The organism is Geobacillus stearothermophilus ATCC 12980 (genome assembly GCF_030369615.1).
In the GTDB taxonomy this organism is placed as follows: domain Bacteria; phylum Bacillota; class Bacilli; order Bacillales; family Anoxybacillaceae; genus Geobacillus; species Geobacillus stearothermophilus.
In genome coordinates, this window is sequence record NZ_CP128494.1 from 2,221,034 (window position 1) to 2,235,826 (window position 14,793).

Consider the following 14,793-nt stretch of genomic DNA (forward strand, 5'->3'; position numbering starts at 1 on the left):
TTTCAGTTCCTTTTCCCGTTCTGCTTACCTATTTCGCCAAAATCGGCTATACTAAACCGTATCAAGGCAAAAGGAGGACCGAACGCATGGCTTGGAAAAAATGGATCGTTGGCGCCGCAGTGGGCGCCGCCGCCATCTGCGCCGTCCGCGCCGCCGCAAAGCCGACGCTTCTCGCGCCGGAACAAGCGCTCGCGATGGCGAAACGCGCGCTCGGCGGACCGCTCCCCATTCGCGGTTCATGGATTCAAGTTGCGCCGGAGCAGTATGAGAAAAACGGGTTGACGTACACTGTTTACCGCGGCGGCGTTTGCCGCGATGACGGGGACGCGGAATTTTTCGTCAACGCCTACACCGGCGCGGTCATCGAGGCCAAACCGTTATAGCGACGGCCGGTTCCGCTTCACCGCTGCGGCGATCGCGCCGTCCGCCTGCCATTTCACCGCCCGGTAATAAGCGTCGTGGTAAAACGTAAACCAGGCGTTTCGCTCCATGCCGTACGGGATCCATCGCTGTTTGGCAAAAATGGAATCCATCGGGTAGTCGTCGTACGCCATCACCCAAAGCACGTTTTGATGGGCGTGCGTCCCGAGCAAATCGCCAAGATGAATCGCCATCTCCCCGTCTGATTCGATCACCACGATCGCATGGCCGGCGCTGTGGCCGCCGGTATGTATAAGGCGGATTCCCGGAACGACTTCGGTCTCTTTCGCAAACGGAACGACTTGTTCGGCGATCGGTTCCCAGTTTTCTTTCCAATACGTATTTCTCGAACGAATGTTCGGGTTTCGCATCTCATCCCACTCAACATCCGACACGATGACCGCCGCCCGCGGAAACGCCGACACGAGCCGCCCGTCTTCCCACACTGTCAAGCCGCACGCATGGTCAAAATGAAGATGCGTCATGATGACAATGTCAATGTCGCAGCGCGCAAGCCCAAGCGCGGCAAGCGATTCATCGAGCGACGATTCTTCGGTGACGCCGAAGTTGCGCTTTTGTTTGTCGGTCAGCTTGCCGTTGCCGATGCCGGACTCAATGAGCAGCCGCTTGCCGCCCGCTTCAACCAAAATCGGGTCGGTGCGCAGCTCAATCTGGTTGTTGTCGTTTGGCGGATACTTTTTCGACCAAAGCGGCTTCGGAACGACGCCAAACATCGCCCCGCCGTCCAGGTGAGTGACGCCTCCGTTCAGCCACGTCAAGGTGATTTGCCCGATTTTCAGCTGTTCCATGTCCATCTCCCCCTTCCTTAGTGTACCATTTTCTTCATAATCGAGAAAGAAAAAAATCGCCCCGCCGTTCCGTTCTAAACCGATGGGGAAAACGGCGGTGTTCCGTGGGCGAACCGGTGCGGTTCAACATTTTTCTGTTTGAGCCGACGATCATATCGATGACCAAAAACGGGATGAAAATCGGTGTGGTGCAACATGTTTCCGTTTGAGCGGGGCTGACCCAAAAGGCTGTCTGTCTTCAGGATAGACACAAAATATAGCGCGGAAGAAGCGATCGGTGTATATATAAAAACGAAAGGGGGTGTCCCGATCCTTTTGGAACACCGCCTTTTTTTGTAAGGCCGGAAACGCTCATCCGCTTTGAAGTTCGCAGACTGGGCCGGCATCGTGCCCTCTTGGTCGCGGCAGCGCAGCGTCCGCCCCTGTCGGCTTTTCGTAAAACAAAAAAGAGCCCCGCCTGTTGGGGCTCTTCCGTTTGCGGCTACGCCCGCCGCGGGCGCACCGCCTCGCAGCGGTAAATGCGGTTGCCTTTAGCGGAAAACTTCTCCTCGTATTCGGTCATCACATTGCCTTCGACATCGCTCCGATGCAAATCGAGCTGAACCGCCGCGAGCACAAAGCCGTATTGCGACAAGCTGACGAGCGAGTATTCAAAAAACGACTGGTTGTCCGTTTTCAAATGAATGTCGCCGTCTTCCGTTAAAATGCGTTCATAAAGCGCCAAAAAATCCCGATATGTAAGCCGCCGCTTCTCGTGCCGCTTTTTTGGCCACGGATCGGAAAAATTCAAATAAATGCGGGAGACTTCCCCGTCGGCAAAAAATGTGCCGAGGTCTTTCGCATTGGCATTGAGCAGCCGCACGTTCGGCAGCTCGCTCTCAATCAGCTTGTCAAGCGCTGATACGAGCACGCTCGGATACAGCTCGATGCCAATGAAATTGAGATCGGGATGAAGCTTCGCCATTTCGGTGATAAATTTCCCTTTCCCCGTGCCGATTTCAATATGGATCGGCCGCTCGTTGCCGAACAGTTCGCGCCATCGCCCACGCCTCGCTTCCGGGTCGGGAATGACGTAATGCGGATAAGCGGCGATTTTGTCTTTCGCCCACGGTTTGTTGCGCAAACGCATACGGACACCTCTGCCTCGTTGAATTTGTCAGTTTGACGATATCATAGTCGCGCCCAAAGAAGCAAACGCTCGGGCATAAACGCTGCTGCGCCCGGGCATATTAACAACGTACAACTTTGCTTGAAGGATGGTGATCGACATGACGCTCGACCATAACGACCAATTGACCGTGCTCCGCGATATTTTATCCGAACATCAGCTTGATTGTTGCGGAACCGTCTCCGAATGTGAACAAATTGAGCGGCTTGTAAAGTCGCTGCTTGCCAATAGCGAAGTGAACGCCCATGTCAAGCAAATTCTTCCGAACATTTACGCCTACGGCCAAGGCGGAAAATACAGCGCCGATTTAAGCGCCCACATTTCCGCTCATCAAAGCCAGCTCGCCGACTGGGTGAACGAGCTCTCCTGAACAGGGGGCGGCGCCAAACCGCCACGCTTTGCGCTGCCGCTTCGGTGCACGTCAAAGCGGGTCGGACAACACACGGTGCAAAAACTGGAGCGACCGCTCCTTTTCTTTTTTCCAGTCCTTTCCCTTCGGCCAAAACAGCGAGTAAAGCGTATGGGCGATCGTATACCACTTCAGGCGGAGGCCAAGCTCCTCCGTCCACGCCAACCCATACTCGCGCAGCCACGCTTCCCATTCGGCGCGTGGAATGTATAGATGAAGCAGTGTGCCGATGTCAATGGCCGGATCCGCAATGACCGCCCCATCCCAATCGATCAAGTACAACGTGCCGTCATCGGCAAGCAGCCAATTGTTATGATTGATGTCACAGTGGCAAACGACATATTGATCAGCCGGCAGGAGCGGGACGCGCAGCTCAAGCCAGCCGAGCGCTTCGGAAACGGCCGCCGAACCGAGCGGATGGCGCCTCTGCTGCTCAGCGAGCGCAGCGAACATCGCCTTAGGGTGCAGCGGCGTTTTGCCAAGCCGCTGAAGCATCGTCACGAGTTCTTTCGAGCCGTGAATTTTCTTCAGCAGCGCCGCCACCTGCCCGCTCTTCATTTCATGCGGCTTCAGTTCCCGCCCGTTCAACCATTGCTGAGCCGTAAACACATCGCCGTTTTCCAGCCGTTTCGTCCATACGAGCTTCGGGACGATGCCCTCGGCAGACAGCACGGCAAGAAACGGGGAAGAATTCCGTTTCAAAAACAGCTTCTTCCCCTCATATTCCGCAAAATACGCATCCCCTGTTGCACCGCCAGCCGGAGTGATCGCCCACTCCTTACCTAGTAACTGTTCCAAAGCATGTTCACCTGCGACTTAAAGTACAAATAAAAAGGACGGCCATCCCGCATCCTGCTTCCGTCCATGTTACTTGTATTATACTGAAATACAACCCCGGCATGCAAACATTTTTCTTGCCAAACAAACCTCCTAGAAATAGGCAAGGCGCGGCAGCCGCTTGGCGTTCGCCATCGTCGCTTTTTGCTCCGGAGCGAGCGGCGTCGGCAAGTCCCAGCCTTCCCCATAGACGAGAATGGACGGGTCGATCGCATCGAGCGCGTCGCGCACCGACTTCATCGTTTCGATATCATGCACGCCCATCAAATCAAAACGAAACCCGTTTATGCCGTACTCTTTCGCCCAAAACACCACTGAATCGACAATCCAGCGGCGCGCCATCCGCCGCTCGGAGGCGATATCGTTGCCGACGCCGGTGCCGTTGGCCGGCCGGCCGTAGGCGTCATAGCGGAAGTAATAGCCGGGAACAAGCTTCTCAAGCGGCGACTGCTCCCGGTCGTACACATGGTTGTACACCGCGTCCATCACGACGCGCAAGCCGTTCTCCTGCAGCGCGCGGATCGCCTGCTTCAGCTCGACAATGCGCGCGTATGGGTCATGCGGATCGGTGGCATAGCTTCCTTCCGGCGCATATAGATGAAGTGGATTGTATCCCCAGTTGTAGGCCGCTTGTGGATCGCGCTCATCGACCCCGGCGAAATCGGCAAACGGCATGAGCTGGACATGGGTGACGCCCAGCTCCTTCAAATAGGAAAGCCCGGTGACGGTCCCGTTCGGCCCGCGCGTATGTTCCTCCGTCAATCCGAGGTATTTTCCTTTCCAGACGGCGCCGCTGTCGGGATGGCTCGTAAAATCACGGATGCTCAGCTCGTAAATGACGGCATCGGTCGGCGACGGGCATGGCGGAAGCGGCGGAGCAGGCTTGGCCAGCTTCGTTTTTTCCCAATCTACGATCACGCCATACTCTCCGTTGACCGAGACAGCGGTCGCATACGGGTCAACCGCCTCGCGCCAGACGCGGTTGATGCAGGCGACATACATATAGCGCGCCCGCTCCCAGTCCCCGGAGACGGCCACCGACCAGACGCCGCGCTCCCCGCGCACAAGCGGCACATAGCGGACATCGCCATGGTCTGGATGGACGAGCTTGACGCTCACGGCAGTGGCCGTCGGCGCCCAAACGCGGAAGATCGTCTGCTCTTTCGCATACTCCACGCCAAGCTTTCCGTCGTAAAAAAACTGGTCATCAAACGCTGCTGTCCGCACCACCGCCCCGATTTGCACATCGGACTCCTCCCCGGAGCGGGTGCGAATCCAATGCGTCTCTCCAAATTGAAACGGCACCGAAAACCGGCACACATATTTGACCGCATCGCCCAAGTCTTCCTTTTGTTGCACCACAAGCGGGATGTCTTCTCCGCTTGGCGCCGTCATCACAAACGGCTCCATGTTGTCGAGGCAGCGCGCTTTCGGCACGATCACTGTTATTTGATCGATCTCGTCCAAATAGGCGGCAAACGTTCGGCTGATGTGAAGCATCGCGGTTCACCCCCTTTTTTTGCCTCCCGTTAGTACTATCATACGCAAAAGAAAAAGGGCGGTGCCAAAAAAAACGGCCGGTCGCCCCATCGATGCACACATGATTCTATTGTTGCCACTCATCAACGCCGCTATTCCCGTCATAACGGCGGCTCGAAAAGCTGATGCAATGCCTGAGCAGTGCTTCAGCCGCCTTCAGCTGCCCGTGCCGAAGCGGCAGAGCCGAGCCGCGCAGGCGGGAAAACCATGATTCATAGTTTCGCTTATCGATATAGCGGACAAATGGAAAGAGATGGCCACTGTCAATGTAGCCATAGCGGTTGACAACCGCCAGATGGATCGGCCACTCCACACCGTGCCGGCGGAAAATGTCCGAAACGATTCCTTCCGTCCGCCGCAGCGAGATAACCGGGTTGACCCGCTTCGCTGTGTCCGCTCCGGCGCGTTCCACCCAAAACCGGCCGGTGGAGGCGATGACGACGTTGTCCGGCTCCCCTTCGACAAACGCGAGGCACCAAGCGGCCGCCGGCGTCAACAAAATCGTCTCAAGCTCGACGGCCGCCTTGCCGGCTGCCGCGACTGGCCGGTAAAAACATAAATAGGTGTCCGGAAACCGCTGCAAAAAATATTTCAACCTTTCATCGCCGTACCATGCTTCATCCACAAAAGAGATGTGCGTCATCGTTGAACTCGCCCATCTCAGCTGGAGCTCAAACAAATCGTCAAGAAACTGCCACTTCAGCTCATCGAGGGTGGCCGCCCGGCTCAAAGACGGGGCGGGCGACCGTTCTTCGTCCATCTCCGGCTCCGGGCCGCGGCGCCAGCGGCCGATGAGCCGCTCCCACCATGACGGCTTGTCAAGCAAAAAGTCCCACGTTTCTCCCGGTTCCCGCCGCGCGCCATCGGCGTCCCGCTCCGCCTCCCAACGCGCTTTCGCCTGCTCCCATTGCCATTGTTTCAGCCGGATAAACTCCGGCACATAATGATACACATCCGTTTCATAGCGGGAAATATAATCCCGCAGCTTCAAAAGCTGCCCCATGCCTTCACCCGCTCCGGCCGTCCGGCGCGCCAAGCAACGGGAACGCGGCGATCGTCTCGTATTTCGGCGTTTTCTCCATATTCGTCCGGTACAGCACGATTTCCGGCACCGAAAACACCGTCGAAGCGGCTGGAAGCGAACGGAGCGCCTCCGGCTGAAACGGCGCCTCGCCCTGCCATTTGCGGGCGATCGTAATATGCGGGGCAAACGGCCGCCGGTCGAGGGAAAAGCCGAGCGAAAGGCACGCTTCATACACATCGCGTCGCAGCTCGTTCAACGCAGCCTCCTCTTTCACCCCTTGCCAAAAAATGCGCGGCGCCGTCCGCTCCCCGAACGTCCCCAGTCCGGCAAGCGCAAGGGAAAACGGGGCGCTTTTGGCGGCGACGGCGGCCATCGCTTCGCACAGCGGCGCCATTTTCCCCGGCGGCACATCGCCTAAAAACGCGAGGGTGATATGATAATCCTCTTCATGCACCCATGTGCGAAACGGCAGCGATGACGACGCATCCCCCGAAAATCGGGCAATGGCTTGTTTCGCTTCAGACGTCAGCGGAACAGCGATAAAATAATGGCTTCGTTTCACTTCTCTTCACCTGCCGCTCGTTCTCGTTTTGCGAGCAAAAGGAGCACGAGCACACCCACGATCGTGCAGATGCTAAAAAACAAGTAGACAGCGCCGATCTGCCAACGCTCAAGCAAATATCCGCCCACCAACGTGCAAAACCACGCGCCAAGGCCGTTGCCGACCGCTGAGTATAACGCCACCGCCGTCGACTGCACCCGCTCCGGCGCCAGGCGGCGCGCATATTGCAGCGCCGTCGGGATCGCCAGACCGACCGAACAGCCTTGCACGACCGTCGTCATATACACAAACCAAAGCGGCGGGTCGGCCGCATACGCCAGCCAGCGAGCCGCCGAGATGAGCGCCGCCAATAGAAGAAGCCGCACCATGCCGAAACGGCCGATGAGCCGATCCGCCGCTTTCATAAACGGCGCCTCGCTGCCGGCGGCAAACAAAAAAGCAAGGCCAATGCCGGTCAACGTCCCGCCCAGCTCATGAATGAGCAACCCGAAATACGAATTGTTGGCCAAAATCGGGCCAAACAATAAAAACGTCGCCACAAGCAGCAGCCGAAACGGGCGGGACGCCAGCAGCCCGCGCACGTCCTGCCGCGTCAGCGCCCCCGGCGCCCCCATCGGATAGCGCGGCAGGCGGGTGGCCAAAGCCGCCGCGGTGAGCAGCGCCAACGAAAAGGCGTAAAAAATGACCGCAAAGGCGATATGATCAGACAACCAGCCGACGGCCAGCACCGCCATCGCAAACCCAAGCGACCCCCACAGCCGGATCGCCCCGTAGTTTCCTCCCTGTTCGTGCACATGGCGAAGGGCGAGGCTGTCGGAAAGCGGAACGATGGCGCTTTGCATCGCTGACAGCAGCACGGTGAGCACAACAAACAGCCGATAGCTGCCGGCGAGCGCATACATGACCCCAAACAGCGCCGCCAGCACGAGCGCTGCCAGCAAAAGGCCGACCGGTTTGCGCGTGTAATCGGCCGCCGTGCCCCAAAGCGGCTGGGCCGCCATCGTCACGATCGGAGGAAGCGACATGATCCAGCCGATCGCCGCCCCCGAAAGGCGCGCCTCTTCCTGCAAATAGACGGACAAAAGCGGAAACAACGCACCAAAAGCAAAAAGATGAGAAAGTAAAAGAGCGGAAACACCGTTTTTCGCGCTGCCGCCCCCCGTTTGAACGCCTCTTCCATCCCGTCCCCCCCCCTTTCGTTAAAACAACGCCCGCCCCGCTCTCTTTTTCGCCGGAGCGGCGGACCACCGTTTATTTCGCCAGCTCGTAGATCGCCTGCGCGTAAATGGCGGTCGCTTTCACCAAATCGTCGATTTCGATATACTCATCTTTCTGGTGGGCGACATCCGGACGGCCTGGAAACAACGCGCCAAACGCCACCCCGGCGGTCAAGGCGCGGGCGTATGTGCCGCCGCCGATGGCCAAAAGCCGGGCCGGCTCGCCCGTCTGCTCTTCGTAGACGCGCTGAAGCGTGCGGACAAGCTCGTGGCTCGGATCGATATAATGAGGCTTCGTATCGCTGAAACGGCTGAGCGCGAATCCATGTTCAGCCGCAGCGCCGGCGAGCGTCCGGCGGATCGCGTCGCCGTCGGCCGTCACCGGATAGCGGATGTTCAGCCCAATCGTTCCGCCATGCCGCCGGTCATACGACAGCACCCCGACGTTGACGGTCAATTCGCCGCTTTGTTCGTCCCGATACGCAAGGCCGAGCCGCCGGCCGCTGGCATCGCCGAAAAAGGCGGAGGTCACAAACTGAACGAACGGCCGGCTTCGGCCATCGAGCGGAAGCGACGCCAAAAACTGCGCCAAATAGACGCCGGCGTTTTTGCCGCGCTCCGGCTCGGCGCCATGAGCGGACACCCCTTCCAATTGAAAGACGACGGCCCCTTCGCTTTGCCTCATGCTCCCCTTTACGCCGCGCTCTCGGCAAAACTGTTCATAGAGGCCAAGCAGCTCCTCCGTCCGTCCCGCTCCTTCCACCACCGCTTCGGCCGCATCCGGCACCATATTGTAGCGGCGCCCGGCTTGGAATGAGGCAAGCGCGAGCCCTTCCGCCTCCGCCGATTCAGGCGGTCGGTACGACAAATCGGCGTCAATGATTCCTTTTTCGGCATGAATGATCGGAAAATCAGCATCCGGCGCAAACCCGACATCCGGCATTTCTTCCCGCTGAAAATAATGAGCGACGCAACGCCAATCGCTTTCCTCGTCGCCGCCGAGGATAAGCCGCACCCGCTTGCGGAGCGGCAAGCCGAGTTCTTTGACGATTTTCAAGGCGTAAAACGCCGCGACGGTCGGCCCTTTGTCATCGATCGCCCCGCGCCCGTAAAGGCGGCCATCCTTGACCTCAGCAGCAAACGGATCAACGGACCAGCCGTCCCCTGCCGGCACGACGTCCAGATGGCCGAGCACGCCGATGAGCTTCTCCCCTTCTCCCATTTCGATATGACCGGCATAGCCGTCGACGTTTTTAATGCGAAATCCTTCTTCTTGACCGCGAGTTAACATGTAATCGAGCGCCTCCGCCACCTTCGGGCCAAACGGCGCCCCCGGTTTCGCCCCGCCGTCATCGCGGACGCTCGGAATGCGGACAAGCGCTTGCACGTCGCGGACAAGATCGTCTTTTCGTTTCTTCGCTTCGTTCATCCAGTCGATGTTCAACGCCATTCTTCCTTTCCTTATTCAACACCCTTTGTTGCCAACGTATCATATCAAAAACAGGAAGTCAAAATGTTTCATTCGTTGCAAATCGATTTCCGTTTCATGACAAAATGTTGAAATTTTTCGTGAATAGAGGCAACCGGGTAGCATTTTCCCCCTCATTTCGTGTACAATGGTAGTAAACAGACAAAGACATCTCTCATCTGCTAGCAGTCGGTTGTGCCATGCGAATGATGCTAAGATAGGGAGTGGTCTTTTGAAACCTTCAACACATCGGATGCTTACCCGCATCAAATCCGTGTATATGTACATTAGCGAAAAAGGAACGGTTACGACCCAAGAGCTTGTTGATGAGTTCGGCACCACCCCACGAACGATCCAGCGCGACTTAAACGTGCTTATGTACAACGATCTCGTTCTCAGCCCAAGCAAGGGCAAATGGACGACCACAAACAAAAAAGTGCGCATCTCTTCGTAAACCCGGTGCCAATAGGGTAGGCAAGATGGGAGATGAACGCGAACCATTTTTCCACAGATGAATATCCACTATTTTTCCATAAAAAAGGAACCGCGTCAGGTTCCTTTTTTTTCGTCCGTCTCTGGCCGGTATTGCTTCAACATGTCCACCTCTTCGTCCGTCAATTCCCGATACTCACCGACCGCCAAATCCGGGTCAAGCGGCAGCGGCCCCATTTGAATTCGTTTTAAATAGACGACCCGCTTGCCGACCGCTTGAAACATCCGCTTCACTTGATGGAACTTCCCTTCGGTGATCGTCACCTCGACATCGGAACGAAGGCCGGATTTCAACACAACGAGCTTGGCCGGCTTTGTTTCATAGCCGTCATCAAGGACGACGCCGCGCTGAAACGCCGCGACATCCGCTTCCGTCACTTCCCCGTCCACGACGGCAAAATACGTTTTCGGCACGTGTTTTTTCGGCGACAACAGCTGATGGGCGAGCTGGCCGTCATTCGTCAAGAGCAGCAGCCCTTCCGTATCTTTGTCAAGCCGCCCGACCGGAAACGGGGAAAATGCCCGGTCTTCTTCTTCAAGCAAATCGACGACCGTCTCTTCCACGGCATCTTCCGTCGCGGAAACGACCCCCGAAGGTTTATTCATCATCAAGTAAATGAATGGCTTGTACTCGACCGTTTCTCCCCAAACGGTCACGATTTGCTCATCCGGCCGCACTTTCGTTTTCGCATCACGAACCGGCGCGCCGTCCACTTTCACCGCTCCGGACTTGAGCAGCTTTTTCACTTCCTTCCTCGTCCCATACCCCATATGGGCGAGCAGCTTGTCAATGCGCAGCTCCACAAATCTCCCTCCTAAAAAAATGGCCTTCATTAGGCGTTCATCTAGTCCGCTTCCGCCTTCCCCCCATACACTGTGAAGGAAACATCAAGAAGGGGGATTTACCGATGAATGAATATTACTATTATGTCCCAACGTTGGATGATTACCGTCAACAGCCGCCAGTCAGCCAATTTTGGCCCGGATACCCAGGCGGGCCATTCGCCAACTGGGCGCGGCGCATCGAACGGCTTGAGCGGGCCGTCGAACGGCTCGACCGCCGGCTCGACCGGGTGGAAAGCCGCCTCGATCGCGTCGAACGCCGGCTCGGCCTGTCGTAAGCGAAATGGAGAAAGAAGGCGGGGACGACCGCCTTCTTCTTTTTTTGCCGCAAGCCGAACGGCATGGGGGAGGGCGAAAAACAGCCGTCGTCGAACCCTTTCGCTCGGGCGCCGCGATGTTCGCAAGAAGCGCCGTCCGCCAGGCTCCCGACCTAAACGAGCCGCTTCTAGGAAACGGCCGATCCCCCCATACACCCTCGTCTACGATACCGCCTTTTTCTCTTTCCGGCGCCAAAACGCAAACCGGTCGCCAAACAGCGCCGAAAACAACCCGGAGCGGATGCTGAGAAACAAGTAGACGGCCGCCCCGACCGCTGCGCCGATGGAAACAGCGCCCACCGATTCAGCGGTGCCGGCGCGGTAATCGATCCATCGGGACGCCAGCGCCTCGACCCCCATAACCGCCGCTGACATCGCCGCCGTCAGGATGGCCATAAACGCCGTCCGGCGGGCGACAAACCGATAGCGGTAGCGCGTGCGGCGCTGAATGACCCATAAGTTGAACGCCACCGAGACGAAATAGCCCGCCATCGTGGCCACAATGGCCCCGACGGCCGACCATTTCATAATGAGCGGCGTGTTGAGCAAAAGCTTCACAAGCAAGCCGGCTGTCAAACTGACGACCGTAAACCGCTGCTCATTGATGCCTTGCATGATCGCCGCCGTCACAGAAAACAAAGCGTACAAAATCGCCGCCGGCGCATACCAGCGCAACACTTGTTCACCAAGCGGATCATAGCTGTAAAACGAGCTGTACACCGGCCCTGCCAGCACCGCCATGCCAATCACCGCCGGGAGCGTTAAAAACATGAGCACTTGAAACGTCTGGTTCAAATATTGCCGCAGCGCTTTCCAATCTTGCGCGACATACGCTTTCGTAATCGTCGGGATGAGCGCCAAGCTGAACGAGGTCGCGAGCGTCACGGGGATGACGACGAGCTTTTGCGCCCACATGTTGAACACGGAATACGCGTGCTCCGCGATGCTCCCGCGGCCCGCCGCCGCCATCGCGTGATTGAACGTAAACTGATCGACGAGCTGGTACAGCGACATCGACAAGCCGACAAAAACAAACGGAATCGAAGAAAGAAGCAGCTCTTTATACATCGCCAAAAGCGACACGTCCGCTTCGCCGCGGTCACGCGCAAGCAGCGACTGCAAATACGGACGCCGCTTCCACCAATAGACAAGCAACACCAAAAGCCCCGCCGCCGCCCCGACAAACGCGGCAAACGTCGCCGCGCTCACAGCGGAGACGATCGAGCCGTCCATCAGGCGCAAAATGACGTAGCACGCCCCAAGCAAAAACGCGATGCGCGCGATTTGTTCGACGACTTGCGACAGCGCCGTCGGGCCCATCGACTCATGTCCTTGGAAAAATCCGCGGATCAAGCTCATCACCGGCACGATGAGGAGCGCAAAGCTGACCGCGCGGATGACGGCCGTGACGTCGTCGACCGAGTTGACGTTCGTTTTCGCATCGATGACGTGCGGCGCCAAGATGGGCGCCAGGGCGTACAAAATGAGCCATGAGGCGATGCCGCTTGCGATCATCAAGACAAGGCCGGAGCGAAAGAGCCGATAACCGACGCCGTATTCCCCAAGCGCGTTGTATTTCGACACAAACTTTGACACCGCCACCGGCAGCCCGCCGGTCGCCAAGCTCAAAAAAATTTGGTACGGCACATAGCCGTATCCGTACAGCGCCCCGCCGCGCTCGCCGACAAGATGGTAAAACGGGATGACGTAAAATAAACCAAGAAGGCGAGAAATCATCACGCCAGCCGTTAAAATAAACGTGCCGCGCAGCAGTTTCGATGTTGACATATGACCCCTTCCCTAGCCATGGACGTTGAAAATGACAACGTATCTATTTTACCATAGTTGTCAATGGAACGAAAAATATCGGCCACGCGCAGAAAGAAAGGGTGGAATGAACATGGGATACGACGTCATCATCATCGGCGGCGGTCCGTCCGGGCTCATGGCGGCCATCGGCGCCGGCGAAGAAGGGGCGAAGGTGCTCTTGTTGGAAAAAGGAACGAAGCTCGGGCGCAAGCTCGCCATCTCCGGCGGCGGACGCTGCAACGTGACGAATCGGCTGCCGGTGGATGAAATGGTCCGCCATATTCCCGGCAACGGCCGCTTTTTATACAGCGCCTTTTCCGTATTTAACAATGAAGACATCATCCGCTTTTTTGAGCGGCTCGGCGTGCCGCTCAAGGAGGAAGACCACGGCCGCATGTTTCCCAAAAGCGACAGCGCCCAGTCGGTCGTCGACGCGCTTGTTCGCGAATTGTCGCGCCTTGGCGTCGATGTTCGACTTGAATCGCCAGTGGCGGACGTGTTGTATGAACAAGGAAAAACAGTCGGTGTCACGCTGAAAAGCGGGGAGACGATCCACGCCCGTGCGGTTGTCGTCGCCGTCGGCGGCAAATCGGTGCCGCAAACCGGCTCAACAGGCGACGGCTATCCGTGGGCGGAAAAAGCGGGTCACACGGTGACCGAACTGTTTCCAACCGAAGTTCCGATCGTCTCGCATGAGCCGTTCATCCGAGAGCGGACGCTGCAAGGCTTGTCGCTGCGCGACGTCGCGTTAAGCGTCTTAAAGCCGAATGGCAAACCGATCATCACCCACCGGATGGATATGCTGTTTACGCACTTCGGCATTTCCGGCCCAGCTGCTCTCCGCTGCAGCCAGTTTGTCGTTAAGGCGTTGAAAAAAGCGGCGGACGGCGCGGTCAAAATGAGTATCGACGCGCTTCCGGACGTGACGCAGGAAGAGCTGTTTCAACAGTTCGCCAAGCTGTGCAAAGAGGAGCCGAAAAAGGCGATGAAAACGATCGCCAAAACGGTGCTTCCCGAGCGGTACGCCGTCTTTTTGCTCGAGCGGGCCGGCATCGACCCGCACGCCTCTGCCGGCACGGTCGGCCATGAGGCGCTGCGGGCGTTTGTCCGACAGTGCAAACAATTTACCTTTTACGTCCACGGCACGCTGCCGCTTGAGAAAGCATTCGTCACCGGCGGCGGCGTGTCGGTCAAAGAAATTGAGCCGAAAACAATGGCCTCCAAATGCATGGCCGGCCTTTACTTTTGTGGGGAAATTTTGGACATTCACGGCTACACGGGCGGCTACAACATCACCGCCGCCCTTGTCACCGGGCGGCTCGCCGGCGTGAACGCCGCCCGCTATGCATTGGCGGAAAAAAACGGGGCGAGCGGCTCCGCGGGGCAGACAGCAACGAATTGACCGCCGTCCTCATGCCCCTCGGGTGCTCCGGGGCGTTCGCTGACATTCCGACAACGCCCGTCTTCAAGGCGGGCGATCGCAAAATTTCGCCGCCTGAAATGGAAATGCCGAAACGAAAAAAGCGTCGCCCGCTTTGGGGGGATCAGCACGAAAACGGCCAAAGAATCCCGCAGTCTGGAGCCGTGTGAAGTGTCAAGTCCGGTAAATGACCATGGCGGAAAAACAGTAGATTTGCTCGCCTTCCGATTCCATCGCCGCCACGCTGTACTTGACATCGATCAACTGTCCGTCTTTCAATCGGGCTAAAAAATCATTGACCGCCGCTTCCAAATCTTTTTCATGCTCTTTATCAAACACTTTCACTTTGTACATCGCCATTCCCCCGTTTTCTTTTTCCTTTTCCACGCATTTAGGGAAAATCCTGCCCACAAAAGGCGTCACGCGCCCCCGAACAGCGGGACGCGTGACGTCATCGTC

General features: G+C 57.5%; 14 protein-coding genes and 2 pseudogenes. 5 read left to right on the forward strand and 11 right to left on the reverse strand.

Annotation, left to right across the window (positions count from 1 at the left end):
- The first annotated feature begins 86 nt into the window (after window positions 1-86).
- Window positions 87-383: a PepSY domain-containing protein gene (locus QSJ10_RS11995; RefSeq protein ID WP_049625016.1), complete on the forward strand. Its 297-nt coding sequence runs from the start codon at window positions 87-89 to the stop codon at window positions 381-383.
- Here the strand turns inward: QSJ10_RS11995 and QSJ10_RS12000 are convergent.
- Window positions 378-1,229, reverse strand: a complete 852-nt coding sequence (locus QSJ10_RS12000) for a YtnP family quorum-quenching lactonase (protein WP_049625017.1) — start codon at window positions 1,227-1,229, stop codon at window positions 378-380. The genes QSJ10_RS11995 and QSJ10_RS12000 overlap by 6 nt on opposite strands.
- A gap of 481 nt (window positions 1,230-1,710) precedes the next feature.
- Window positions 1,711-2,358: a tRNA (guanosine(46)-N7)-methyltransferase TrmB gene (gene trmB / locus QSJ10_RS12005; RefSeq protein ID WP_033009793.1), complete on the reverse strand. Its 648-nt coding sequence runs from the start codon at window positions 2,356-2,358 to the stop codon at window positions 1,711-1,713.
- A gap of 139 nt (window positions 2,359-2,497) precedes the next feature.
- Between trmB and QSJ10_RS12010 the strand changes: the two genes are divergently transcribed.
- Window positions 2,498-2,767 (forward strand): YtzH-like family protein, encoded by a 270-nt coding sequence (locus QSJ10_RS12010; protein ID WP_033014518.1) that lies wholly within the window; start codon window positions 2,498-2,500, stop codon window positions 2,765-2,767.
- Window positions 2,768-2,818: 51 nt separating this feature from the next.
- Here QSJ10_RS12010 and QSJ10_RS12015 read toward each other — a convergent pair whose 3' ends face one another.
- From QSJ10_RS12015 to pepV, 6 genes and pseudogenes are all read right to left on the reverse strand, one after another.
- On the reverse strand, window positions 2,819-3,604 hold the full coding sequence (locus QSJ10_RS12015) for a phosphotransferase family protein (RefSeq protein WP_033009796.1): 786 nt from the start codon (window positions 3,602-3,604) through the stop codon (window positions 2,819-2,821).
- Between the two features lie 135 nt (window positions 3,605-3,739).
- A pseudogene (gene pulA, locus QSJ10_RS12020) lies at window positions 3,740-5,143 on the reverse strand (type I pullulanase); the annotation flags it as partial.
- Window positions 5,144-5,249: 106 nt separating this feature from the next.
- Window positions 5,250-6,185 carry a hypothetical protein gene (locus QSJ10_RS12025; protein ID WP_033014520.1) on the reverse strand — a complete coding sequence of 312 codons (936 nt, stop codon included), beginning with the start codon at window positions 6,183-6,185 and terminating at the stop codon, window positions 5,250-5,252.
- Between the two features lie 4 nt (window positions 6,186-6,189).
- Window positions 6,190-6,768, reverse strand: coding sequence for an RNA 2',3'-cyclic phosphodiesterase (thpR, locus tag QSJ10_RS12030; protein ID WP_053532818.1), 579 nt, complete (start codon window positions 6,766-6,768; stop codon window positions 6,190-6,192).
- Window positions 6,765-7,948, reverse strand: a pseudogene (malA, locus tag QSJ10_RS12035) (maltose permease). The gene thpR and the pseudogene malA overlap by 4 nt, the downstream one beginning before the upstream one ends.
- A gap of 71 nt (window positions 7,949-8,019) precedes the next feature.
- Window positions 8,020-9,435: a dipeptidase PepV gene (gene pepV, locus QSJ10_RS12040; protein WP_080985673.1), complete on the reverse strand. Its 1,416-nt coding sequence runs from the start codon at window positions 9,433-9,435 to the stop codon at window positions 8,020-8,022.
- A gap of 250 nt (window positions 9,436-9,685) precedes the next feature.
- On the opposite strand from pepV, the gene QSJ10_RS12045 reads away from it, so the two are divergent.
- A complete protein-coding gene (locus tag QSJ10_RS12045) occupies window positions 9,686-9,907 on the forward strand; it encodes a DeoR family transcriptional regulator (protein WP_033014532.1) in 222 nt (73 codons plus the stop codon).
- Window positions 9,908-10,002: 95 nt separating this feature from the next.
- Here the strand turns inward: QSJ10_RS12045 and QSJ10_RS12050 are convergent, their stop codons facing one another.
- Window positions 10,003-10,749: a pseudouridine synthase gene (locus QSJ10_RS12050; protein ID WP_033009804.1), complete on the reverse strand. Its 747-nt coding sequence runs from the start codon at window positions 10,747-10,749 to the stop codon at window positions 10,003-10,005.
- Window positions 10,750-10,853: 104 nt separating this feature from the next.
- Between QSJ10_RS12050 and QSJ10_RS12055 the strand changes: the two genes are divergently transcribed.
- A complete protein-coding gene (locus tag QSJ10_RS12055) occupies window positions 10,854-11,066 on the forward strand; it encodes a hypothetical protein (protein ID WP_033014534.1) in 213 nt (70 codons plus the stop codon).
- Between the two features lie 201 nt (window positions 11,067-11,267).
- On the opposite strand, the gene QSJ10_RS12060 is transcribed toward QSJ10_RS12055, so the two are convergent.
- Entirely contained in the window at window positions 11,268-12,893 is a 1,626-nt protein-coding gene (locus QSJ10_RS12060) for a putative polysaccharide biosynthesis protein (RefSeq protein ID WP_033014537.1), read from the reverse strand.
- 112 nt (window positions 12,894-13,005) lie between these two features.
- On the opposite strand from QSJ10_RS12060, the gene QSJ10_RS12065 reads away from it, so the two are divergent.
- Window positions 13,006-14,316, forward strand: coding sequence for a BaiN/RdsA family NAD(P)/FAD-dependent oxidoreductase (locus tag QSJ10_RS12065; RefSeq protein ID WP_033014538.1), 1,311 nt, complete (start codon window positions 13,006-13,008; stop codon window positions 14,314-14,316).
- A 192-nt stretch (window positions 14,317-14,508) separates the two neighbouring features.
- On the opposite strand, the gene QSJ10_RS12070 is transcribed toward QSJ10_RS12065, so the two are convergent.
- Window positions 14,509-14,688 carry a sporulation protein Cse60 gene (locus QSJ10_RS12070; RefSeq protein ID WP_008880941.1) on the reverse strand — a complete coding sequence of 60 codons (180 nt, stop codon included), beginning with the start codon at window positions 14,686-14,688 and terminating at the stop codon, window positions 14,509-14,511.
- Window positions 14,689-14,793: the final 105 nt, after the last annotated feature.

Excerpts from the sequence above, each read along its gene's own strand:
- QSJ10_RS11995 (WP_049625016.1), top strand. The coding sequence starts at position 87 with ATGGCTTGGAAAAAATGGATCGTTGGCGCCGCAGTGGGCGCCGCCGCC.
- QSJ10_RS12000 (WP_049625017.1), bottom strand. The coding sequence starts at position 1,229 with ATGGAACAGCTGAAAATCGGGCAAATCACCTTGACGTGGCTGAACGGA.
- trmB (WP_033009793.1), bottom strand. The coding sequence starts at position 2,358 with ATGCGTTTGCGCAACAAACCGTGGGCGAAAGACAAAATCGCCGCTTAT.
- QSJ10_RS12010 (WP_033014518.1), top strand. The coding sequence starts at position 2,498 with ATGACGCTCGACCATAACGACCAATTGACCGTGCTCCGCGATATTTTA.
- QSJ10_RS12025 (WP_033014520.1), bottom strand. The coding sequence starts at position 6,185 with ATGGGGCAGCTTTTGAAGCTGCGGGATTATATTTCCCGCTATGAAACG.
- pepV (WP_080985673.1), bottom strand. The coding sequence starts at position 9,435 with ATGGCGTTGAACATCGACTGGATGAACGAAGCGAAGAAACGAAAAGAC.
- QSJ10_RS12055 (WP_033014534.1), top strand. The coding sequence starts at position 10,854 with ATGAATGAATATTACTATTATGTCCCAACGTTGGATGATTACCGTCAA.
- QSJ10_RS12060 (WP_033014537.1), bottom strand. The coding sequence starts at position 12,893 with ATGTCAACATCGAAACTGCTGCGCGGCACGTTTATTTTAACGGCTGGC.
- QSJ10_RS12065 (WP_033014538.1), top strand. The coding sequence starts at position 13,006 with ATGGGATACGACGTCATCATCATCGGCGGCGGTCCGTCCGGGCTCATG.
- QSJ10_RS12070 (WP_008880941.1), bottom strand. The coding sequence starts at position 14,688 with ATGTACAAAGTGAAAGTGTTTGATAAAGAGCATGAAAAAGATTTGGAA.